Here is a 19,675-nt window from a genome sequence, read left to right as displayed (position 1 = left end):
GGTCAGGTCAGCGGAAGCGGCCCTGGATCCGCCACAGCCCGAGTCCCAGCAGCAGCCCGCCGAGTGCCAGGAAGATGGCCGCTTCGAGCCACTGGAACGACCAGTAGCGGTCGGCCGGCTGGTACGCCCCCTCGACGTGCAGGTCGAGCCCGGCCAGGCACTCCGGAACCGCGTCCGGGCCGAGCAGAACGCATTCGTGGTACCGGGTCGGCTCGACCGGCTCGCCGTTCGAGGTCAGCAACTCGCCGTGCGACACCACCCAGGCGCCGGGGATCTGCACACCCCGGACGGTGGCGTCGGCCTTCATGGAACTCAGGTTCCGGACCGTCTCGGCGGTCATCGGCTGCGTGACGCTGACCGGCGGGAGCAGGTGTGGACGGATCAGCATCGGCATCGCGATCTGCGCCACCGCGAAGACCACGATGGTGAGCGCCATCGCCGGCACCGTACGCCGGATCGTCAGTCCGAGGATCGCGCCGAGTACGACGGCGAAGGCCGCGTACGCGACCGGGACGAGATTGCGGGTGCCGAACAACAGTCCCGTGAACCGGTCGCCCGTCACCTGGTCGTACGGGCTGGCCGCCCAGGTCAGCAGGAGGCTGAACAGCCCGGTAACGGCCATCGCGGCGACCCCGACGACGAGCAGTTTGACCGCCAGCCACCGGCGTCGGGTCAGGCTCTGGTTCCAGACCAGCCGGTGCGTGCCGGCCTCCAGTTCCCGGGCGACCAGCGGCGCGCCCCAGAAGGTTCCGAGGATTCCGGGTACGACGATGAGCAGGCCGTCGAGCAGGTAGAGCCGGGTGCTGTACCGCTGGCTGAACTCGTTCATCACCCCCGCGCAGCCGTCGCCCCGGCCCTGACAGAGGGCGAGGGCGGCGTCGTACGAGTGCCGGAGCTGCATGCCGAGGATCACCAGGCAGATCGCGAGTACGGTCAGGGCCACCGCACCCACCACCGCCTGGGTACGGAACTGCCGCCAGCTCATCCAGATCATCGGGCGGCCTCCCCGGCCATCGTTCCGGCGTTCGCGGCGGACGGCTCGGCCGCCCGGCTCAGATAGCTGAGCACCAACTCCTCGAGCTGAAGGCTCTCGACGCTCCACGGTCCTGCCGGACGGGGACCGTCCGAACGCACGACCACGCTGTCCCGCCGCTCGTTCCGCTCGGCCCGGACTACCTCGACCCCGGTGGGCAGCCGGTCGAGCCCGCCCCGGGGCGTCACCAGCCGGTAGTGGCTGGCCAGCAGGTCCCGGACCTCACCGGCGATCTGGACCCGGGAGCCGCCCAGCACGATCAGGTAGTCGCAGACCCGCTCGACGTCGGCGAGCAGGTGCGACGACAGCACGGCACTCGCCCCGAGTTCGGCGACGAAGGCCATCAGGTTGTGCAGGAACCCGTCCCGGGCCAGCGGATCGAGCGCCGCCGCCGGCTCGTCGAAGATCAGCAGCTCGGGGCGCTTGGCGACCGCGACGGTCAGGGCGAGCTGGGCGCGCTGGCCGCCGGAGAGCCGGCCCGCCTTCTGACGCGGATCCAATCCGAGTTGGCCGATCCGGCGGTTCGCCAGACCGGTGTCCCAGCACGGGTTGAGGCCGGCACCCATCCGGAGGTGGTCGGCGACAGTCAGTTCCGCGTACACGGGGGTGTCCTGGGCGACGAACGCCACTCTGGCCAACTGGGCCGCGTTCGTGCCGGGGCGGGAGCCGAGCACCTCGAGTGAGCCGGCGGTCGGCGTGATCAGTCCGCAGGCCAACTGCAGCAGCGTCGACTTGCCGGCACCGTTCGGCCCGACCAGGCCGATGATCCGCCCCCGGGGGATGTCCAGGTGGCAGTCGGTCAGCGCGGGGCGGCGGCCGTACCGCTTGGTCAGGCCGTCGGCTCTCAGCGCGGGGGAGGAATCGTTGCGTTGCATCGACTCATCGTGTTGATCCGGCCCGGTGCCAGCATCGGTCCATGGCACGGTTCGCGCTGCTGGTGACCGTACTTTTGGCCGGTTCGGCGCCGCAGGGGGATCTCCTAGCCTGACCGGTGTGAGAATTCGGGGGCGAGCGGCCGGGCGGACCGTGATCGCGGTCGACGTCGCGCTCGCCGCCCTGTTCGGCGCGGTGCTCGTCGGCCAGGCGGTCGCGATCAGGCAGAGCTGGGGCGGCGACTACTGGCAGTTCGAGGGCGTCGCGGGGTTGGTGGTCTGCGTGACCGCCCTGCTGCGCCGGCGGCACCGGGCCTGGTCGGCGGTCGCGGGCCTGGCCGTCGCCGCGGTCGCCATCCTGGTCGCCAGGCTCGCCGGACTGCCCGGCGAGCCTGGCCTGGCGATGGTCCTGGGTCTGTCCGTACTGGTCGGATCGGCGATCAGGACCCTTCCGGTCCGGTTGGCCGGTGCCGTCGCGGCCGGCGGCCTCGCGGTGGTCGCCGGTACCCGGCTCGGCGTGCTGCCGTCCTCCTCCGGCGCCGTCGTCGGGCTGAACGTGGCGGGATGGCTCACCGCCGTCGGGGTCGGGCTGGGACTGCGGCTGCTCGACGCCCGTCGCCGGGCCACCGCCGACCAGGTACGCCGCGAGGAGCGGCTGGAACTGGCCAGGGAACTGCACGACGTCGTGGCCCACCACATCACCGGCATCGTGATCCAGGCCCAGGCGGCCCAGATCGTCGCCCGGAAGCGCCCGGAGCAGGTGCGGGAGTCCCTGGTGGGCATCGAGGCGGCCGGCTCGGAGGCGCTCACCGCGATGCGCCGCGTCGTCGGCCTGCTACGCGACACCGACGACGCCGCCCCGGCCAGCCCCGGCCCGGAACAGCTCAGCGAACTGGTCAGACGTTTCGACGGACCCGGCCGTACGGTGCGGCTGAGCCAGCCCGACGCCGAGTCGGCCTGGCCGCCCGAGGTGACCAGCACCGTCTACCGGGTCGTCCAGGAGTCACTGACCAACATCTCCCGGCACGCCCCGCACGCCCACTCGGTGACCGTCAGCATCGCCCAGGATCCGCGAGCGATCACCGTCGAGGTCGTTGACGACGCGCCACTCGCCCCGGCCCGCTACCCCCACCTCGGCGGGTACGGTCTGATCGGGATGCGGGAACGCGTCGAGACCCTCGGCGGGACACTCCACGCCGGCCCGGGTACCGGCGCCGGATGGTCGGTACGCGCCACCCTGCCCGCCCCGGACTCCCGATGACCACGCCGCCCACCCGGGAGTCCCGATGACCATCAGTGTCCTGCTCGCCGACGACCAGGCGATGGTCCGCAGCGGCCTGCGGTTCATCCTGGAGGACCAGCCCGACATCAGCGTGGTCGCCGAGGCGTCGGACGGGGTGGAGGCGATCGAGCTGGCCCGGCGGCTGCGTCCGGACGTGTGTCTCGTGGACATCCGGATGCCCCGACTCGACGGCATCGAGGTCACCCGCGCCCTCGCCGGCCCCGGCGTCCCCGATCCGCTCCGGGTGATCGTGGTGACCACCTTCGACCTCGACGAGTACGTCTACGGGGCGCTGCGCGGTGGCGCGGTCGGCTTCGTTCTGAAGGACGCCGGGCCGGTGCTGCTCGTCGAGGCCGTCCGGGCCGCGAGCGTCGGCGACGCCCTGGTCTCGCCGTCGATCACGCTACGGCTGCTGCGCCATCTCTCGGCGGTCGGAGCACCACCCACCCGTACCCCGGGGCGTCCACTGTCGGATCGGGAGACCGAGGTCGTCCGGGCCATCGCCCGAGGGCGTAAGAACCAGGAGATCGCCGCCGAGTTGTTCATCTCGGTGAGTACGGTCAAGAGCCACGTGTCCGGCATCCAGACGAAGCTCGGCGTCCGCAACCGGGTCGAGATAGCCGCCTGGGCCTGGGAGAACCGCATCGTGGGGAGACCGTAGAGCGAGCCCGATCCGCAGAGGAGTCGTCGGACAGCGGGCCGTGCGGGGTTAGGGTCGGGGCATGCGCCGTGACCCTCGTCGATTCCTCGTGGTCGCCGCGTTCTGGGCGGTACTCGCGACCACGACACTCGCCGGCTGTGTCGGTACGGCGGAGTCGGCGCCGGCCGAGTCGTGGACGCGGAACGGCGAAACGGTCGACATCGAGGTGATCTCGACCAACGACGGTCCCGCCCACTGCGAGTGGCAGCGGGCGCGGTTCCTCCAGATCTCCTGGCCCATCTACTCGGCTCCGGACGGCCAGCCGAGGTCCGCGCAGTACGTGCGGGATCCGGAGGGCGTGCTGGGGCACGAGGCACTTCGACGGGCGTTCCGGAGCGGGGCCACCCTGCCTGAGGACGCGATACCGACCGGCTACGAGCGGGACGGCACGGCGCTGTGGCTCGCCGACAGCGACCGGGAGACGACCGCCTACCTGGTCACCGAGGATCCGCCCCGGGTCGAGGCCTGGCCGCGCGCCGACCCACCGCTGGGTTGCGACTGAGCTGACCCACCGCTGGGTTGCGACTGATCCGTGCGGCGGTAGGTGGTGTCGCGGCCGATGGACCGAGGGCGCCGGTCAGGAACGGCGGCGCAGCGCGGTGACGGCACGGGCGAGCCGGCGTACGCCCTCGTCGAGCAGGGGCGGCGGGGCCGCGGCGTAGGTCAGACGCAGGTGCGGGGCCTGCGGCTCAGTGGCGTACCAGGGTCGTCCGGGGAAGACGACGACCTGTTCGGCGGCGGCCTCTGCGGCGAGTTCGACGTCGTCGAGGTCGTCGGGTAGCCGGATCCACAGGTGGAGACCGCCTCGTGGTGGCGTGGGCGCGACGAACTCCGGCAGGTGGCGGCGCAGCGCGGCGAGCAGCGCGTCGCGCCGGGACTCCAGGGCCGTGCGGAGGGTGCGTCGGTGCCGTGCCCAGGCGGGTGAGGTGACGAAGTCGAGTGCCGCCTGCTGGAGGGGCCCGGCGACGAAGAAGTCGTCGAGGGTTCGGGCGGCGCGGAGTCGGGCACCTGCGGCGCCCCGGGCACCGATGGCCGCCACCCGGAGCCCGGGTGCGGCGGATTTGGTCAACGACCGCAGGTAGATGACGTGCCCGTCCGGGTCGTCGGCGGCCATCGGGGGTAGCGGGTTGCCGTCGATGGTCAGGTCCCGGGCGTAGTCGTCCTCCAGGAGGAAGGCTCCGGCGGCCCGTACCGCTTCCGCCACCGCGCCCCGTCGGCGCGGGGAGAGAGTCGCGCCGTGCGGGTTGGCGTGCAGCGGCTGGCAGTAGAAGAGTCGGGCGCCGGTGCGGGTCAGGGCCGTGCCGAGCAGGTCGGGCCGGACACCATCGGCGTCGGCGGGTACCGGAATGACCCGCAGCCCGGCGGCCCGCGCGGCGGCGAGGGCACCGAGGTAGGTCGGTGATTCCACCAGGATCGGTTCGCCGGGTGCGGCGAGTGCCCGGAACGCGGTGGAGAGGGCGGCCTGCCCGCCGGGGCAGATCACCATGTCGTCGGCGTGCAGGGCGCCGCCGGCCTCGCGGGCGAACCAGGCCCGCAGGTCCGCGCGGCCCTGCACCGGGCCGCGCTGCCACGTGCTCGGGTGCCGGGCGGCCCGGGCCAGCGCGGTGCCGAGCGCGGCGGCGGGTTGCAGGTCCGCGTCGAGGTAGCCGCTGGACAGCGAGATCGCGTCCGGGCGCGGGACGGCGAGCAGCGCCTGCAGCGCGTCGTCGCCGGCGGGTCGGGGGCCGAGCGCGATGGCCTGCCAGGACAGGTCGGGCGCGGGCGGGCGGTGTTCCGGACGGCCGGCCACGAAGGTGCCCTTGCCGGGTACGGCCTCGATCAGCCCTTCGGCGACCAGCCGGCGGACCGCCCGGGCCACGGTCACCGGTGAGGCGTGATGGCGTGCGGTCAGCTCCCGCACCGACGGCAGGCGCGTGCCGGGAGCGCGGGCGGCGGCGAGACTCCGAAGATCTTGGATAACGCGTACGGCTGCGTTATCGTCTTCCATGACAAGACATAGTAGCGCTACTGCATCCGATCGAGTAACGGGTAGCGCGCTCGGTGCGTTGGGCGTACTCGCCTTCAGCATGTCGCTACCCGCGACGGAGGTTGCCGTCGGCGAACTCGACCCCTGGCTGGTCGGCTTCGGTCGGGCCGTCGGTGCCGGGCTGCTGGCCTCGGCGTACCTCCGTCTGGTCGGGGCACCCCGGCCCACCGCGACGCAGTGGCGTCGGCTCGCGATCGTCGCCGTCGGGGTGGTGTTCGGGTTCCCGCTGTTCACCTCGCTCGCGCTCACGACCCAGACGGCGGCACACGGTGCGGTGGTCATCGCGGTACTGCCCGCCGTCACCGCCGTGTTCGCGGTGCTGCGTGCGGGGGAGCGGCCGTCGCCGCTGTTCTGGGCCGCCAGCGGGACCGGCCTGGTCGCGGTACTCGTCTTCCTGGTCCTCAGTGGCACCGCCTCGGGCGCGGTGGAACCCGCCGACCTGTTCCTGCTCGCGGCCGTGGCGCTCTGCGGTCTCGGATACGCCGAGGGCGGCGCGCTGGCCCGCGATCTCGGTGGCGCCCGGACGATCTGCTGGGCCCTCGTCCTGTCCCTACCGTTGACGGTGCCGATCGCCGCCGTCGCGGTCCTCGCCCGGCCCCCGGTCGCCGGCACCGGCGCCTGGCTCGGGTTCGGGTACGTCACCGTCGTGTCGATGTTCCTCGGCTTCTTCGCCTGGTACGCCGGACTGGCCCGGGGCGGCGTCGCGCAGGTGGGGCAGATCCAGCTTGCCCAGCCCGTCCTCACCCTCGGCTGGTCGGCCCTGCTCCTCGCCGAACCGGTGACACTTCCGGCGATCGGCGCCGCGCTCCTCGTCCTCGGCTGTGTCGTCGTCACCCAGCGGGCCCGTGACCGCCGAGCGGCACCGGCCGGGGCCGGCTCGCCTCGGCACCCCGGATCGGGGCCGGATCGACGTACGGCAGGTCGACGTACGGCCGGCGCGGGGCGGTGAGTTCAGGCCGTACGGGTCGGCGTCGGCAGCGGCCGGTTGGTGTAGATCGTGATGCCGTATCCGGCGCCCTGTCGCAGCCAGCCGGCCGCGTCGTAGAACGCCAGCGTGCCCTCCACCTCGGTGACGGTGAGCAGCCACGACGGCCGGTCACCGGTCAACGTGGCCAGCAGTCGGCGACCGAGACCGGTCCGCCGGGCGTCCGGGCGTACGGCGAGTTCGGCGACCTCCAGCCATCCGGAGAGCGGCTGGACGGCCGGCCCCAGGATGTTCCGGACACCGCCGTAGGCCCGGTCGGCGGGGAACGGGGTCGGAGTGTCCAGCCCGAGCGCGAAGCCGGTGACCGTACGGTCGTCCTCCCCGGCCAGTACGGCGACGAAGCCGGGTTGCCCTGCCCAGTCGACCAGCAGCTCCCCGAACCGGGCGGCCCGCTCGGCGGACTCGTTCCACGGCGGCGCGCAGAACACCGCCGCGTACGTCTCGACCAGCTGGTCCCGGCGCGCCAGTGCCTCGGCGCCGGTCACCGCCCGTACCCGCGGACCGGCGCGATCGGGATCCGGACCGCCGCTCACGGCGCCGGCCGGTGTGCCCGGACGAGGGTGTCGATCGCCTCGCGGTCGGCGCCGGGCACCGGGCGTCGGACCCGTTCGGCGCGGTCCACCCGCAGCCCGGCCAACCGGGCGGCGATGGCCTCCGGGGTGTAGAGCAGGTCCGGGCTCTGCGGCCCGCCGACCCCGTCGGAGAGGTTCGTGGCGTCGTGCCCGACCACCAGCAGCACGCCGCCCGGGGCGACGGCTCGGGCGGCCCGGTCCAGCACCGCACCGAGCTGCTCCGGCGGCAGTTGCAGGTACGCCACCAGAACGAGTTCGAAGCCGGCCGGCTCCGGTACGTGGTCGAGCAGGTCGGCGACAACCCACTCGACGTCGACGCCCGCCGCCTCGGCCAGCCGGCGTCCCTTGTCGATGGCGATCGGGGAGAAGTCGACGGCGGTGGCCCGCCAGCCCCGACCGGCGAGCCAGATCGCGTTCCGACCCTCACCGGCGGCGAGATCCACCGCCCGGCCCGGCGTCAGGTCGGCCAGCTCCGTGGCGACGAACCGGTTGGGTTCGGCGCTCCAGAGCAGGTCGGAGTCGGTGTAGCGCTGGTCCCAGGCCGAGGCGTCCATGATCAGGAGCCTACCGGCATCGGAGGCGGTGCCACCCGCTACGGCGTTTCGGACGACCCGATTCCCCGCAGCCGCGCCCGGCGCACGCTGCGGCCGGAATGTCGGACCTGTTTGGAAGGATGGATCGAGCGGTACCGCCGCCGGTCGAAGGGCGTCGAGAGCGCCGGGGCCGACAGCGCTGGCGTCGACAGCGCCGGCGTCGACAGCGCCGGGACCGGGTGCTCATCGCGCTGGACGGGACCGACGACGCGGAGCACCAGTCATGACAGGGATGGAGGCGGATCCGACGATCCCCGCCATCGGCAGCACGGATGTTTCAGCTCGAAAGGATACTGGTCAATGGCACTGACTGAGCTCACCCCCGCCGATCGGCACCGGCACGTCGCGGCCAACTTCACCGACCGCGTCCGCGCCACCAAGCGTTGGGACGTCCCCACGCCGGTGCCGGACTGGACGGCCCGGGACGTGGTACGCCACCTCGTCGAATGGCTTCCGTCCTTCCTCGCCGCCGGCGCCGGTGTCGAGCTGCCCGGTGGGCCGGGGGTGGACGACGACCCGGTCGCCGCCTGGCAGGTGCACTGCGACGGGGTGCAGGCGCTGCTGGACGATCCGGCGACCCCGCAACGGACGCTGGTCAACCAGCACATCGGCGAGGTGCCGCTGGACCAGGCCATCGACCGGTTCTACACCTCCGACGTGTTCATGCACACCTGGGACCTGGCCCGGGCCACGGGACAGGACGACCGGCTCGACAACGACTTCTGCGAGGAGCTGCTGGCCGGGATGGAGCCCCTCGACGAGGTGCTCCGCTCGTCAGTGCAGTACGGCCCACGCGTACCCACCCCTGACGGCGCCGACGCCCAGACCCGGCTCATCGGATTCATCGGCCGCGACCCGTTCTGGACCCCCGCCTAGCTGGGCAGTACACCTAGCCAGCGCGACCGCCGGAGAGCCGGGTCGGAAACTGATGACCAGGTTCTCCGGTCGGTTGGCGTGCCGCCCGCGAAGGGTGCTCGACGACTACGGCAGTTTGGCGGCGGTGAAGACCGCGAAGGTCGGGTTGGCCACCAGGTCAGTCCAGTAGTCGGCGCCACGCTCGGCGAGCGCGTCGCCCGGGATGGTCACCGGGTGCCGCCGTACGCCGGTCAGCCCGGCACGCGCGAACGCTGGTTCGAGCACGCCCGGCGGCCAGGAGAAACCCACGAAGTCGATGGGCGGCTCACCGTCGATGTGTACCGCGTACCCCTGGCGCCCCTGCGACAGCTCGGTCTTGGTGGCCGACAGCCCGTAGCGCGGGTAGATGTCGAGCCCGTCCCAGTCCAACTCCGGATTGGGGACGAGGGCGACCAACGTGCCGCCGTCGGCGAGGTTTGCCACCAACCGGGCCAGCATCTCGTCGAGCGCCGCCTCGCCGGGGGCGTACCCGAGTAGCCAGACCGAGGACACCACGTCGAACTCGCCCAGCCTCGGCAGGGTCGCCGCGTCGTGCACCTGGTAGGTGATCCCGAGCGGTGCGCGCTCCTCGACCAGACGCGCGTAGTCGACCATCTCCGAGGAGGCGTCCACCCCGGTCACCCGTGCCGCGCCCAACTGCTTGAAGAGCCGGGCGTAGAAGCCGGTACCGGCACCGACGTCCAGTACGGACCGTCCGGCGAGATCCGGGAGCGCCGCCAGCAACGTACCCCGCTCGGCCAGGCCCACCGGCAGGTGCTTGGCCCGCTCGTAGAGCTCCCCGATCGCGTCGTACTGCGTCAAGTTCCCATCTCCCGTCGTCATCCGGTCAGGATCACCTGCCGCATGATGACACAGCTTCGGGGGATCCTCCCGGCAACGGCGCGGCACCACCCACCCGCCCGGCCGGACAGCTCAACGGGAGAGTCGGCGGTTGTTAGAGTCGACGACTCGACCGGTCGGGAGGGCGGTGGCGGGACATGCTGGTGACGATGACGAGCGTCGCGGCGGCCCGGACCGGCCGGGTGAACGAGGACTTCACCGGCGCCGTACCGACGGCGGCGGTGCTGATCGACGGTGCCGGCATCCCCGGTACGGAATCGATCTGCCGGCACGGCGTGGCCTGGTACGCCAGCCGCCTGGGCGGCAACCTCCTCAGCCTCCTGTCACTCGTGCCGGACCGCAGTCTCGCCGCGCTGCTCGCCGAGGCCATCGAGCGGGTGACCGACGAGCATCGCGACACCTGCGACGTCACCGATCCCGTCAGCCCGTCGGCGACCGTGGCCATCCTGCGCCGGTCCGGCGACCGCGTCGAGTACCTGGTGCTCGGCGACTCGGTCCTCGTGCTCGACAGGGCGGACGCCGCGCCGCTCGTGGTCACCGACCCCCGGGAGGTGATCATCAGCCGGTCGTACCTTCCCGCGCTCCAGGCCGTCGCCGAGGGCGGCGACGAGTACCGCCGGATCCTCCGAGACCTGCGCGCCAACCGGAACCGGCCGGGCGGCTTCTGGGTGGCCAAGGACAACCCGCGGGCGGCGGACGAGGCGATCACCGGAAGCTGTCCGATCTCCGAGCTGACCAGTGCCGTCCTGCTCAGCAACGGTGCCAGCCGCATCGTGGACCGGTTCCGGCTCCTCGACTGGCCCGGGGTGATGGCCGTCCTGGCGTCGAGTGGATCCGCCGAGATCATCCATCGGGTCCGGCAGGCCGAGGCGCACCACGCGGTGGCGGCGGACGATGCGACGATCGCCCACTGTACCGAGCTCGGCGAGGCCCGACCGTCGCCGACGTCGGCTAGCGTGCCGCCATGACCGGCCGGCCGGCTCGTTTCGGCGGGCGGAATGACGTTGTCCTGGCGGTGGTCCTGGACTGTGCCGATCTGGCGCGGTCGGGGGCGTTCTGGTGCGGGGCACTCGGATACGTCGCCGAACCGCTCGGGCCGGGGCGTTACCGGCGACTGCTACCTGCGGACGGCGACGGCGTCGAGCTGCTGTTGCAACGGGTCCCCGAGCCGAAGGCGCACAAGAACAGGATGCATCTGGACCTGCGGGTACCCGACCTGGAGGCGGAGGTGGCCAGGCTGGTGGCGCTGGGGGCGCGATGCCGCACGGGCAGCCCGGTCGAAGAGGACGGCTGGGCCTGGCACGTGCTCGCCGACCCCGACGGCAACGAGTTCTGCGTGCTGCGGCCGCCGGTGACGTCCACCGCAGGTTGATGCGGCGTGGCTGAAGGACGGCGGGATCACGACCGCTCGGTCGAGCGGCGCAACCACAGCCACACGCCCAGGAGGAGGCTGGCTGCTCCGAGGACGGCGACCGACGTCCGCAGCGCCCCTGGCGCATCGGCGGCGAACGAGAAGAAGCGTTGCGACACAAGCGCTGCGAACCCGACGAGTAGCAGCAGAACGGCGAGCATCCGGTCCCGAGTCATCGGTCCTATGTACCACCTGCGCCATGGGCGGCATCGTGCGGGTTCGTCCGTTCCGTCGACCTGCGAGCACGGGCTGAAGACCGAACTGCGGACTTGGAGCGGATCGGCAATCCTGGACGGATGGAGCATGGCGAGCTCGCCGCCGAGCTGATCGAGCGGATGGACCGCGACCAGCGCGCGCGGACCGAGGTGGTCGACGGCACGGCCGGTGACGACGGCTGGGCCCGGGTCAGCGCTGTCGACACCGAGAACACGGCGTGGTTCATGGCGGTTCTCGACCGGCACGGTTGGCCCCGGCGCAGCAAGGTCGGTCCCGCCGCCTCCGATGCCGCCTGGCTTCTCGCGCAGCACGCCGACCTCGACCCGGACTTCCAGCGCCGGTGTCTGGTCCTGCTCGAACAGGCGGTGCGGGACTGCGAGGCGCAACCGTCCCACCTGGCGTACCTGACCGACCGGATCCTCACCGCCGAGGGCACGCCGCAGCTGTACGGCACGCAGTTCTGGTACGGCCCGAACGGCGACGGACCGATCCAGCCACTACCGATCGAGGACCCCGAGCGCCTCGACGAGCGACGCCGAAGCGTCGGACTCGGGGCCTTCGCCGACTCCGTCCCCCCGAAGTGACCGTCGGCGGCCCGCCATCGATGCACGTCGTAGGCCGCTGTCCTACTGCGCCTCCGCCGCCATGGACACCTCCGTCCCGACCGCCAACGGACCCACCGGGCGGTACGACGGTGGACTTCCCTCCGTGGGCGACCGTTCGAGACGACCGGGCCGATGTCAGCGACGATCGTCGAAGGACTGCTCGCCGAGGACCCGGAGGAAGTCGAAGCTGTCGGCGGTGGTCGAGCCGGGTTGCGGCCGGAAGATGACCAGACGCTGCCCCGTGGTGGTGCTGAGGACGAAGTCGCACTGCACGTCGAGCCGTCCGGCCCGGGGGTGGACGAGGACCTTGCGGGTGGTCTGTAGCGGCGCGACCTGCATCTCGGCCCAGTACCGGGCGAATTCGGCGCTGGCGGTGCCGAGGTCGGCGACGAGCTGCTCGAAGACCGGATCGCGGCCACGGCGGGCGGCGGCGGCCCGCAGGTCGGCGACATATCCGCGACCGATGGCCTCGTGCTCGTCCGGCACGTTGAGGGCCCGGGAGTCGGGGTCGGTGAACCAGCGCCAGGCGACGTTCGCGTTCCGCCCCTCGTTGCCGGTCCAGGTGCCGAGGAGTGCGCGGCTCAGGGCGTTCTGCGCGAGAATGGTGCTCTGGTCGTCGATCACGTGTGCGGGCACCGTGGTGAGCGCGTCGAGTAGGAACATCATCGCGGGGTCGACGTAGCCACCGGCGGTGCCGCTTGTCGGCGGTGGGTATCCGGCGAGGCGGTAGAGGTAGTCGCGCTCGTCGACGGAGAGTCGCAGCGCCCGGGCCAGGCTGCCGAGAAGCGCCTCCGAGGGGTTGGCGCTGCGGGACTGCTCGAGTCGCTCGTAGTAGTCCACGGACAGGTTGGCCAGCAGCGCGACCTCCTCACGCCGCAGGCCGGGAGTGCGCCGGCGGCCGCCCGGCGCCAGGCCGACGTCGGCGGGACGTAGCGCCTGCCGGCGGGCCCGGAGGAAGTCGCCGAGTTCGGTTCGTGCCACGAGTCGCCTCTCTGGTCGCGCGCGGAAGGTCGCCGCGCCGATCGCCCTCCTGGGGTCGCGCTTCCCGGTCCCGTTTCTGGGGAGCGCGGCGCAGCCGGCGCAGATGCCGGCGGCGCCGCACCGGACAGCGCCGGCCGCCGGCCTGCTACTGGATCGCGGCCATCGCCTCCGGGGCGTAGCGGGCCCCGGCTGCGGCACCGACCGGGGCGATCGCACCGAGTTCGTCGAACACGGCGGCATCCAGTTCGATCCGGGCGGCGGCGACGTTCTCCTCCAGGTACGTCCGACGCTTGGTGCCCGGGATCGCGGTGATGTGGTCGCCCTGCCTCAGCACCCAGGCCAGGGCGAGTTGGGCCGGCGTGACGCCCTGCTGCTCCGAGATGGCCCGGATGCGGTCCACCAGGAGCAGGTTCTGCCGCAGGTTCTCCTCGGCGAACCGGGGCGAGGTACGACGCCAGTCGTCCCCGTGCAGGTCTTCGAGAGTGCGGACGGCGCCGGTGAGGAAGCCCCGACCCAACGGCGCGTACGCCACGAATCCGATGCCCAGCTCACGCACCGTGTCGAGCACTCCGTTGGTCTCGACGTCGCGGGTGAACAGCGAGTATTCGGTCTGCACCGCCGACAGTGGCGCTACGGCGTGCGCGGCGCGGATGCTCGCCGGTGACGCCTCGCTGATCCCCAGGTAGCGGATCTTGCCCTCGGCGACGAGTTGGCCGAGGGCGCCGAATGTCTCCTGCACCGGCACGTTCGGGTCGACCCGGTGCTGGATGTACAGGTCGACGTGGTCGGTGCCGAGCCGGCGCAGCGACCCCTCCAGCGACGTGCGTACGTAGTCAGGCTGTCCGTTCGCGCCGCCGACGACCCTGCCGGAGTCGTCCAGCGTCAGGCCGCCGAACTTGGTGGCGATGACCGCCTGCTCGCGGCGTCCCCGTAGTGCCCGGCCGAGCAGCTCCTCGCCGGTGAGCGGGCCGTACATGTCGGCGGTGTCGAACAACGTCACGCCCAGTTCGAGGGCGCGGTGCACGGTGGCCGCCGATTCGGTGTCGTCGGGAGTGCCGTACATCGCGGTCATGCCCATCGTGCCGAGTCCCTGGACGGAGGAGACCAGACCCTGGCCACCGACCGCGTGCTTCTGCAGTGTCACCTTGTTCCTCTTCCCTGATATCGCGAAGCGGCACAAAGTCCGATCGCCTCGGACCAGCCTGCGTCAGGTCGAGGCGAGGATCGGCGTCCTGTCCATCCCCGGCCCGGCAGGGCGACGATCCGGATCCGGGCAGCTGGTAGCGCTCCGCTGGGCCGACAGGAAGGCGAGCGGGCCGACGTCGATTCGATGCTGGCGGGTCACCACTCCTCTGCCTGGGTCGGATGGGTCGACGGGACGTTTCGTGACGAGTCGTCGTATCCCGACCCTAAACGGCCCCGACAGGACCTGACCGGCATTTGTCCGGAAGCCCCGACGCCACCGAGCGGTGTACGACGCGGCAGATCCAGGTCCGCGACGGCAGGCCGCAAACCCCGTTGCCGATCTGGCAAACCCAGCGGGGCAGGGACAAAGGATCTCGACCAGGGGTTCAGCGCGGTCGGACCACGGCTCCGCGCGCCGGACCGGCAGCGCGAAACCACGCCGAGGTGAGTTTGTCGACGGCGACCCGGCGAGGTCAGGGCTTCCGGGCCACGGCACCGTAGGCGTCGATGTGCTCGGCGTGGAGGTCGTCCGGGCGCCACTGCGCGATCGGCACCAGGCCGGGCTCCACCATCGTCAGCCCCTCGAAGCATCCGGCGAGTTGGTCCGGACTGCGCAGGACGTACGGGACGCCGCCGCTCTCCACCAGCTTGTCGGCGCCGTCGACCACGGCCGGGCTGGTGTCGGTACCGTCCCAGAGCACCAGGTGGCTGCCGGACGCCGTGGCGCCCATCATCCGTTCCACGATGGAGCGGACCACGTCGAGGTCGGGCTCGTAGCCCAGTACGCCCATGAACATCACCGCGACAGGTTCCCGGAAGTCCAGCGCCTCCGCCGCCTCGGCGAGGATCTTCTCCGGGTCGTGGTAGTCGGCGTGCACGTAGGTGGTCAGCCCCTCGGCGGTGGTACTGGCCAGCAGAGCGCGGGCGTGCACCAGCACCATCGGGTCGTTGTCGACGTAGACGATCCGGGACTCGGGCGCGACCTTCTGCGCGACCTCGTGGGTGTTCTGCATGGTGGGCAGACCGGTGCCGACATCGAGGAACTGCCGGATGCCCGCCTCGGCGGCCAGGTGCCGCACGGCACGGATGAGGAACCGCCGGGACTGCCGCGCCATGACCACGATCTCCGGGTACACCTCGGCCACGGCGGCTCCGGCGGCCCGGTCGGCGGGGAAGTTGTCCTTGCCACCCATCCAGTAGTTCCAGATCCGCGCCGCGTGCGGCACCTCAAGTTCGAGCCTCGATGCGAGTTCGGAATCCGGGTCGACCATGGCCAGGCTCCTGTCCGAGGGGACCGTCGAGTGAGGACCGATCCGGCGGTGAGATCGGCACATCGTACGTGCGCGTCGTTCGTGAGTGTTCTTCACCCTATGGCTCCGGGTACGGCGCCAGAACGGTCTCCGCGTGCCGGGAAGCCTTCGGTCCGGCGGCCCCCTCTAGGGTTACCGACGTGAATCTCTGCGCCGGCCGCGCCGAGGCCGAGCGGGTATGTCACAGCCATGGGGAGGACGACATGACATCCGTGACCAGTAGTGCCGGAACCGTTCCGGGCGAGGGTGGGCTGATCCGCAATCCGGTGCTGCCCGGCTTCAACCCGGATCCCTGCATCCTCCGGGTCGGTGCCGACTACTACATCGCCACCTCGACCTTCGAGTGGTATCCGGGGGTACGGGTGCACCACTCCACCGACCTGGTGCACTGGCGTCCGCTCGGCGGTCTCCTCACCGAGCGGCGGCTGCTCGACCTGCGCGGTGCCGGGGACTCGGCCGGCGTCTGGGCCCCCGACCTGAGCTACGTCGACGGCGTCTTCCACCTCGTCTACACCGACGTGTCCAGCTTCGCGAGCGGCTACTGGGACTCCCAGAACTACCTCATCACCGCTACCGACCTGGCCGGTCCGTGGTCCGATCCGGTGCCGCTGCACGCCCGGGGCTTCGACCCGTCGATGTTCCACGACACGGACGGCACGAGCTGGCTGCTGACCATGGCCTCGGACTGGCGGTCGGGTCGGAATCCCTTCTCCGGTATCCAGATCCAGGCGTACGACCGGGTCGCGGGCAAGCTGGTCGGTGACGAGCGGCCGATCTTCCAGGGGACCTCGGTCGGGCTGACCGAGGCACCCCGGATCTACCGCAGGGACGGCTGGTACTACCTGGTGACCGCCGAGGGTGGGACCAGTTGGGAGCATCAGGTCACGGTGGCGCGGTCACGGGCGCTGTTCGGCCCGTACGACGTCGATCCCGAAGGGCCGATGTTGACCTCCTTCGGGCGGCCGGAGCTGGCCCTGCAGAAGGCCGGACACGGCAGCCTCGTCTCCACGCCGGACGGCCAGTGGTACCTGACCCACCTGGTGGCGCGGCCGTACTCGCCGCTCGGGCGGTGCGTGCTCGGCCGGGAGACGGCGATCCAGGCGGTGACGTGGGAGCCGGGCGGCTGGCCGCGTGTCGAGGGCGGTGTCCCGGCCGAGTCCGTGTCGGCACCGGCGGGGGTGACGGCGGTCGCGGACCGGCCCGACCCGCACGTCGAGCACGACGACTTCGACGAGCCCGTGCTCGGCCCGGACTGGTCGACCCTGCGTCGCCCGGCCACGCCCGACTGGGTCCAGCTCACCGCCAGGCCGTCGCATCTGCGCGTCTATGGTGGACAGTCTCCGGTCGGCCGGCAGCGCCCCAGCCTGGTCGCCCGACGGGTGACGGCCACACACTGCGCCTTCGAGACCACGATGGAGTTCTGTCCGGCCACCTTCCGGCAGCTCGCCGGCGTCACCGCGTACTACAACACCGGCAACTGGCACTACGCGTACCTGACGGTGGACGACGACGGTCGGCGGATGATCGAGGTGATGTCCTGCGACAGCGGTAGACGGACCGAGTACCCCGGCTGCCGGATCGACGTCACGGGCGTCGACCGGGTACGCCTGCGGGTCCGGTTCGACGGCCCGGTCGTCCGGTTCGCGTACTCGCCCGGTTCGCCAGCCGGGTCGGCCGGTGACGACTGGCACGAGTTCCCGGTCGAGTTGGACGCGACGATCCTCTCCGACGAGCACGCGTCACGTCGGGTGGAGGGCGAGCCGGACGCGTGGGGCTTCACCGGTGCCTTCGTCGGCCTCTGGGTGCAGGACCTGGGCGCGGACGGCGCGTTCGCCGACTTCGACTCGGCGAGCTACGAGGTGGTCCAACCCGACCGGCCCTGACCCGGCCGTACGGGCCGCCGCGTGCCGATGGACGCCCATCGGCCGCGGACGCCCGGTGAGCGGGTGGTCGGCGTCGGCGAGGTGACCGACGCCGACCACCCTTCGACGAAGGTCAGGACGTTCTCGGCCGGCTCGCGACGTAGACGGTGTTCGCCGAGTCGCCGCCGTGCAGGTGGTTGGGGAACTCGACGCGGTGTGCCTGCGCCGTGCCAAACACCTCGACGAGCGTGGTCTGCAGTGCCTCGTCGGGCGGGTCGTCCGACCAGAGGGCGAACACGCCCGCCGGGTGCAGATGGGTGGCGAGGCGGCGCAGCCCGTCGGCCGTGTAGAACGCGGCGTGGCTCGGATGCAGGACGTGCCGCGGCGTGTGGTCGATGTCGAGCAGGATGGCGTGGAAGCGTCGGCCCGGCGTCCGGGGATCGAACCCGTCGGCGTCGGCCGCCATGGCGAAGAAGTCACCGTGGACGAGATGGCTCCGTGGATCGCGGGTGAGCGCCGAGCCGAGCGGCACCAACTCCCGCCGGTGCCAGTCGATCACCTCGCCGAGCGCCTCCACCACCGTGAGCGTACGCACCCGCGGGTCCTCGAGTACGGCGTGCGCGGTGTAGCCGAGGCCGAGACCGCCGACGACGACGTCAAGATCGCTGCCGGTCAGCGCTGCCAGGCCGAGCCGGGCGAGTTCGATCTCGGCCACCGTGAACAGACTCGACATGAGGTACTCGTCGTCGAGCTTGATCTCGTAGACGTCGATCTTGAGCGCCGGGTCCAGCCGTCGCCGCAGGCTGATCGCCCCCATCGGCGTCTCGCGCCAGTCGATCTCCTCGAAGCGCGAACTCATCGGCCACGTCCCTTCGCTGTCCCCGGCGGGTCCGGAGGTGGCGGGCCGGCGCCCGCCGAGGATATCCGAGGTCGACCGGCGTACGCCGCGCCGACGTGCCGCCGACCGGCATCAGCTCGACCGACCCGCTCGCCCCGAGGCCGGTTCGACACCGTACCGACCTTGACCCGACGGGCATCCCGTCAGCGCGGTGCGGGGAGGCCGGGGCGGAGCGCCGTGGCGAGCCGGTCGAGCCAGGGTCCGGGATCGGCACCGGCGGGCGGATGTTCGGCCGGCGTCGCCGTTCAGCCGATCGGGTCGGTGGGGATGGGCAGGTCGAACGCGGCGACCGAGTCACCGTGCAGGCTGCCCAGCCACACGGTGCCGCCGTGCTCGCGTACCCCGGTGACCATCGAGAAGCCCGGAACGGTCGCCTGGAAATCGTGCACAACCCGACCGTCGGGGTCGACGGCCTGGACCCAGGCGGTGTTCGCCGGCTTCGGTTGCAGCGACTCGGGCAGTGCCCAGACCGCCCGGCGCAGGGCCGGGGATCTCGGTGCGAGCAGGTCGAGCACCGGGTTGCGCGGTGAGCCCATCGCGATCCAGATCAGGCCGTCGCTGCCTCGGGCCAGGTTGTCGGGAAACGCCGGCAGGTTGTCCGCGAGCCGGTCGACCTGTCCGGCGTGCGGGCCGGTCAGCCAGACCCGGTTGAGCCGGTACGCGCCGGTCTCGGCCACCACCACGTACGACTCGTCGGCGGCCAGCGCCACGCCGTTGGCGAACTGCAACCCGCCGAGTACGACGTCGCACCGCCCGTCCGGACCCAACCGGAGCAGCCGGCCGGTGCCGGAGTGTTCGAGCAGGTCCGCCTTCCAGTACGGCAGCGGGAATCGCTGGGTCGAGTCGCTGAAGTAGATCGACCCGTCGCCGGCCACCGCCGCGTTGTTGCACAGTCGCAGCGGGGCGTTCCCGACCGGCGTACCGGCGGCGACCAGCGTCTCCAGCCGGCCCGTGCCGGGATCGACCCTGAGCAGCCCGTGCGTGGCGTCGCAGACGACCAGCCGGCCCTCCTGGTCGATCTCGATGCCGAGCGGCCGGCCGCCGGTCTCGGCGAGCACCTCCGGACTCGCCCCGGGTCGGGACGGGCCCTCGTGGACCGGGTCGGTGTCGTCGGCCGGCAGTCGGATCAGGCGTCCGTCGGCGAGGCCGGTGTAGACCCGGCCGGCGGAGTCGACGGCGACGTCCTCCGGCCCGTGGCCGGGGACGGCACGCAGTCGCACCGATGGCATCGCGAGGTCGCCGCTGCTTTGCCGGGCCCGGGCGGGTGTCGGCGGCGGTTGCCATACAACGGGATCGATGCGCGGTCTGGCCATGCCGCATGCTACCGAATTCGACCCGACCTATCCGTCCACAAAGGTCCGGCGACCACGGCTCGGGCCGACGGCGCGC

The 19,675-nt window shown here is 71.9% G+C and carries 22 protein-coding genes; 10 read left to right on the top strand and 12 right to left on the bottom strand.

Annotation, left to right across the window (positions count from 1 at the left end):
• Positions 1-7 precede the first annotated feature (7 nt).
• Positions 8-994 (bottom strand): ABC transporter permease subunit, encoded by a 987-nt coding sequence (locus tag H4W31_RS34785; RefSeq protein ID WP_192770481.1) that lies wholly within the window; start codon positions 992-994, stop codon positions 8-10.
• Positions 991-1,908 (bottom strand): ABC transporter ATP-binding protein, encoded by a 918-nt coding sequence (locus tag H4W31_RS34780; protein WP_192770480.1) that lies wholly within the window; start codon positions 1,906-1,908, stop codon positions 991-993. Before H4W31_RS34780 ends, H4W31_RS34785 begins: the two co-directional genes overlap by 4 nt.
• 118 nt (positions 1,909-2,026) lie before the next feature.
• On the opposite strand from H4W31_RS34780, the gene H4W31_RS34775 reads away from it, so the two are divergent.
• From H4W31_RS34775 to H4W31_RS34765, 3 genes are all read left to right on the top strand, one after another.
• The gene (locus tag H4W31_RS34775; protein ID WP_318783575.1) at positions 2,027-3,166 is read left to right on the top strand and encodes a sensor histidine kinase; all 1,140 of its coding nucleotides are present in this window, start codon (positions 2,027-2,029) and stop codon (positions 3,164-3,166) included.
• Between the two features lie 25 nt (positions 3,167-3,191).
• Positions 3,192-3,848: a response regulator gene (locus tag H4W31_RS34770; RefSeq protein WP_192770479.1), complete on the top strand. Its 657-nt coding sequence runs from the start codon at positions 3,192-3,194 to the stop codon at positions 3,846-3,848.
• Positions 3,849-3,909: 61 nt separating this feature from the next.
• Positions 3,910-4,389, top strand: a complete 480-nt coding sequence (locus tag H4W31_RS34765) for a hypothetical protein (RefSeq protein WP_192770478.1) — start codon at positions 3,910-3,912, stop codon at positions 4,387-4,389.
• A 75-nt stretch (positions 4,390-4,464) separates the two neighbouring features.
• On the opposite strand, the gene H4W31_RS34760 is transcribed toward H4W31_RS34765, so the two are convergent.
• Positions 4,465-5,874, bottom strand: coding sequence for an aminotransferase-like domain-containing protein (locus H4W31_RS34760; protein ID WP_192770477.1), 1,410 nt, complete (start codon positions 5,872-5,874; stop codon positions 4,465-4,467).
• Between H4W31_RS34760 and H4W31_RS34755 the strand changes: the two genes are divergently transcribed.
• Positions 5,873-6,862, top strand: a complete 990-nt coding sequence (locus H4W31_RS34755) for a DMT family transporter (protein WP_192770476.1) — start codon at positions 5,873-5,875, stop codon at positions 6,860-6,862. The genes H4W31_RS34760 and H4W31_RS34755 overlap by 2 nt on opposite strands.
• A 2-nt stretch (positions 6,863-6,864) precedes the next feature.
• Here H4W31_RS34755 and H4W31_RS34750 read toward each other — a convergent pair whose 3' ends face one another.
• On the bottom strand, positions 6,865-7,383 hold the full coding sequence (locus H4W31_RS34750) for a GNAT family N-acetyltransferase (RefSeq protein ID WP_192770475.1): 519 nt from the start codon (positions 7,381-7,383) through the stop codon (positions 6,865-6,867).
• A 44-nt stretch (positions 7,384-7,427) separates the two neighbouring features.
• Positions 7,428-8,024 (bottom strand): class I SAM-dependent methyltransferase, encoded by a 597-nt coding sequence (locus H4W31_RS34745; RefSeq protein ID WP_192770474.1) that lies wholly within the window; start codon positions 8,022-8,024, stop codon positions 7,428-7,430.
• Positions 8,025-8,143: 119 nt separating this feature from the next.
• Between H4W31_RS34745 and H4W31_RS34740 the strand changes: the two genes are divergently transcribed.
• Together H4W31_RS34740 and H4W31_RS34735 are read left to right on the top strand one after the other, a co-directional pair.
• Positions 8,144-8,290, top strand: coding sequence for a hypothetical protein (locus tag H4W31_RS34740; RefSeq protein WP_192770473.1), 147 nt, complete (start codon positions 8,144-8,146; stop codon positions 8,288-8,290).
• A gap of 73 nt (positions 8,291-8,363) precedes the next feature.
• On the top strand, positions 8,364-8,939 hold the full coding sequence (locus tag H4W31_RS34735) for a TIGR03086 family metal-binding protein (RefSeq protein WP_192770472.1): 576 nt from the start codon (positions 8,364-8,366) through the stop codon (positions 8,937-8,939).
• 105 nt (positions 8,940-9,044) lie between these two features.
• On the opposite strand, the gene H4W31_RS34730 is transcribed toward H4W31_RS34735, so the two are convergent.
• Positions 9,045-9,800 carry a class I SAM-dependent methyltransferase gene (locus tag H4W31_RS34730; protein ID WP_192770471.1) on the bottom strand — a complete coding sequence of 252 codons (756 nt, stop codon included), beginning with the start codon at positions 9,798-9,800 and terminating at the stop codon, positions 9,045-9,047.
• Positions 9,801-9,967: 167 nt separating this feature from the next.
• Between H4W31_RS34730 and H4W31_RS34725 the strand changes: the two genes are divergently transcribed.
• Both H4W31_RS34725 and H4W31_RS34720 read left to right on the top strand, forming a co-directional pair.
• Positions 9,968-10,786, top strand: a complete 819-nt coding sequence (locus tag H4W31_RS34725; protein WP_225945835.1) for a protein phosphatase 2C domain-containing protein — start codon at positions 9,968-9,970, stop codon at positions 10,784-10,786.
• On the top strand, positions 10,783-11,190 hold the full coding sequence (locus H4W31_RS34720) for a VOC family protein (RefSeq protein ID WP_192770469.1): 408 nt from the start codon (positions 10,783-10,785) through the stop codon (positions 11,188-11,190). Before H4W31_RS34725 ends, H4W31_RS34720 begins: the two co-directional genes overlap by 4 nt.
• Positions 11,191-11,216: 26 nt before the next feature.
• Here H4W31_RS34720 and H4W31_RS34715 read toward each other — a convergent pair whose 3' ends face one another.
• Complete coding sequence (locus H4W31_RS34715; RefSeq protein ID WP_192770468.1) at positions 11,217-11,405, bottom strand: hypothetical protein; 189 nt, start codon at positions 11,403-11,405, stop codon at positions 11,217-11,219.
• A 120-nt stretch (positions 11,406-11,525) separates the two neighbouring features.
• On the opposite strand from H4W31_RS34715, the gene H4W31_RS34710 reads away from it, so the two are divergent.
• Positions 11,526-12,029: a DUF6624 domain-containing protein gene (locus H4W31_RS34710; protein WP_192770467.1), complete on the top strand. Its 504-nt coding sequence runs from the start codon at positions 11,526-11,528 to the stop codon at positions 12,027-12,029.
• A 156-nt stretch (positions 12,030-12,185) separates the two neighbouring features.
• On the opposite strand, the gene H4W31_RS34705 is transcribed toward H4W31_RS34710, so the two are convergent.
• The 3 genes from H4W31_RS34705 to H4W31_RS34695 form a co-directional block, all read right to left on the bottom strand.
• Entirely contained in the window at positions 12,186-13,031 is an 846-nt protein-coding gene (locus H4W31_RS34705; RefSeq protein WP_192770466.1) for a helix-turn-helix transcriptional regulator, read from the bottom strand.
• Positions 13,032-13,176: 145 nt separating this feature from the next.
• On the bottom strand, positions 13,177-14,175 hold the full coding sequence (locus H4W31_RS34700) for an aldo/keto reductase (RefSeq protein ID WP_318783574.1): 999 nt from the start codon (positions 14,173-14,175) through the stop codon (positions 13,177-13,179).
• A gap of 514 nt (positions 14,176-14,689) precedes the next feature.
• Positions 14,690-15,487, bottom strand: a complete 798-nt coding sequence (locus tag H4W31_RS34695; protein ID WP_192770465.1) for an SAM-dependent methyltransferase — start codon at positions 15,485-15,487, stop codon at positions 14,690-14,692.
• Positions 15,488-15,729: 242 nt separating this feature from the next.
• On the opposite strand from H4W31_RS34695, the gene H4W31_RS34690 reads away from it, so the two are divergent.
• The gene (locus tag H4W31_RS34690; RefSeq protein ID WP_192770464.1) at positions 15,730-17,409 is read left to right on the top strand and encodes a glycoside hydrolase family 43 protein; all 1,680 of its coding nucleotides are present in this window, start codon (positions 15,730-15,732) and stop codon (positions 17,407-17,409) included.
• A gap of 112 nt (positions 17,410-17,521) precedes the next feature.
• Here H4W31_RS34690 and H4W31_RS34685 read toward each other — a convergent pair whose 3' ends face one another.
• Together H4W31_RS34685 and H4W31_RS34680 are read right to left on the bottom strand one after the other, a co-directional pair.
• Positions 17,522-18,247 (bottom strand): polyamine aminopropyltransferase, encoded by a 726-nt coding sequence (locus H4W31_RS34685; protein ID WP_192770463.1) that lies wholly within the window; start codon positions 18,245-18,247, stop codon positions 17,522-17,524.
• A gap of 284 nt (positions 18,248-18,531) precedes the next feature.
• The gene (locus H4W31_RS34680) at positions 18,532-19,515 is read right to left on the bottom strand and encodes an SMP-30/gluconolactonase/LRE family protein (RefSeq protein WP_192770462.1); all 984 of its coding nucleotides are present in this window, start codon (positions 19,513-19,515) and stop codon (positions 18,532-18,534) included.
• Positions 19,516-19,675 lie beyond the last annotated feature (160 nt).

It is taken from the genome of Plantactinospora soyae (assembly GCF_014874095.1).
Taxonomy (GTDB): Bacteria; Actinomycetota; Actinomycetes; order Mycobacteriales; family Micromonosporaceae; genus Plantactinospora; species Plantactinospora soyae.
The sequence above is the reverse complement of the archived record's forward strand: the minus strand, read 5'-3'. Positions and strand labels throughout refer to the sequence as shown.

Coding starts and splice junctions, on each gene's coding strand:
- H4W31_RS34785 (WP_192770481.1), bottom strand. CDS start 994: ATGATCTGGATGAGCTGGCGGCAGTTCCGTACCCAGGCGGTGGTGGGT.
- H4W31_RS34780 (WP_192770480.1), bottom strand. CDS start 1,908: ATGCAACGCAACGATTCCTCCCCCGCGCTGAGAGCCGACGGCCTGACC.
- H4W31_RS34770 (WP_192770479.1), top strand. CDS start 3,192: ATGACCATCAGTGTCCTGCTCGCCGACGACCAGGCGATGGTCCGCAGC.
- H4W31_RS34765 (WP_192770478.1), top strand. CDS start 3,910: ATGCGCCGTGACCCTCGTCGATTCCTCGTGGTCGCCGCGTTCTGGGCG.
- H4W31_RS34755 (WP_192770476.1), top strand. CDS start 5,873: ATGACAAGACATAGTAGCGCTACTGCATCCGATCGAGTAACGGGTAGC.
- H4W31_RS34760 (WP_192770477.1), bottom strand. CDS start 5,874: ATGGAAGACGATAACGCAGCCGTACGCGTTATCCAAGATCTTCGGAGT.
- H4W31_RS34745 (WP_192770474.1), bottom strand. CDS start 8,024: ATGGACGCCTCGGCCTGGGACCAGCGCTACACCGACTCCGACCTGCTC.
- H4W31_RS34740 (WP_192770473.1), top strand. CDS start 8,144: ATGGATCGAGCGGTACCGCCGCCGGTCGAAGGGCGTCGAGAGCGCCGG.
- H4W31_RS34735 (WP_192770472.1), top strand. CDS start 8,364: ATGGCACTGACTGAGCTCACCCCCGCCGATCGGCACCGGCACGTCGCG.
- H4W31_RS34730 (WP_192770471.1), bottom strand. CDS start 9,800: ATGACGACGGGAGATGGGAACTTGACGCAGTACGACGCGATCGGGGAG.
- H4W31_RS34725 (WP_225945835.1), top strand. CDS start 9,968: ATGACGAGCGTCGCGGCGGCCCGGACCGGCCGGGTGAACGAGGACTTC.
- H4W31_RS34720 (WP_192770469.1), top strand. CDS start 10,783: ATGACCGGCCGGCCGGCTCGTTTCGGCGGGCGGAATGACGTTGTCCTG.
- H4W31_RS34715 (WP_192770468.1), bottom strand. CDS start 11,405: ATGACTCGGGACCGGATGCTCGCCGTTCTGCTGCTACTCGTCGGGTTC.
- H4W31_RS34710 (WP_192770467.1), top strand. CDS start 11,526: ATGGAGCATGGCGAGCTCGCCGCCGAGCTGATCGAGCGGATGGACCGC.
- H4W31_RS34695 (WP_192770465.1), bottom strand. CDS start 15,487: ATGGTCGACCCGGATTCCGAACTCGCATCGAGGCTCGAACTTGAGGTG.
- H4W31_RS34690 (WP_192770464.1), top strand. CDS start 15,730: ATGACATCCGTGACCAGTAGTGCCGGAACCGTTCCGGGCGAGGGTGGG.
- H4W31_RS34685 (WP_192770463.1), bottom strand. CDS start 18,247: ATGAGTTCGCGCTTCGAGGAGATCGACTGGCGCGAGACGCCGATGGGG.
- H4W31_RS34680 (WP_192770462.1), bottom strand. CDS start 19,515: ATGCCATCGGTGCGACTGCGTGCCGTCCCCGGCCACGGGCCGGAGGAC.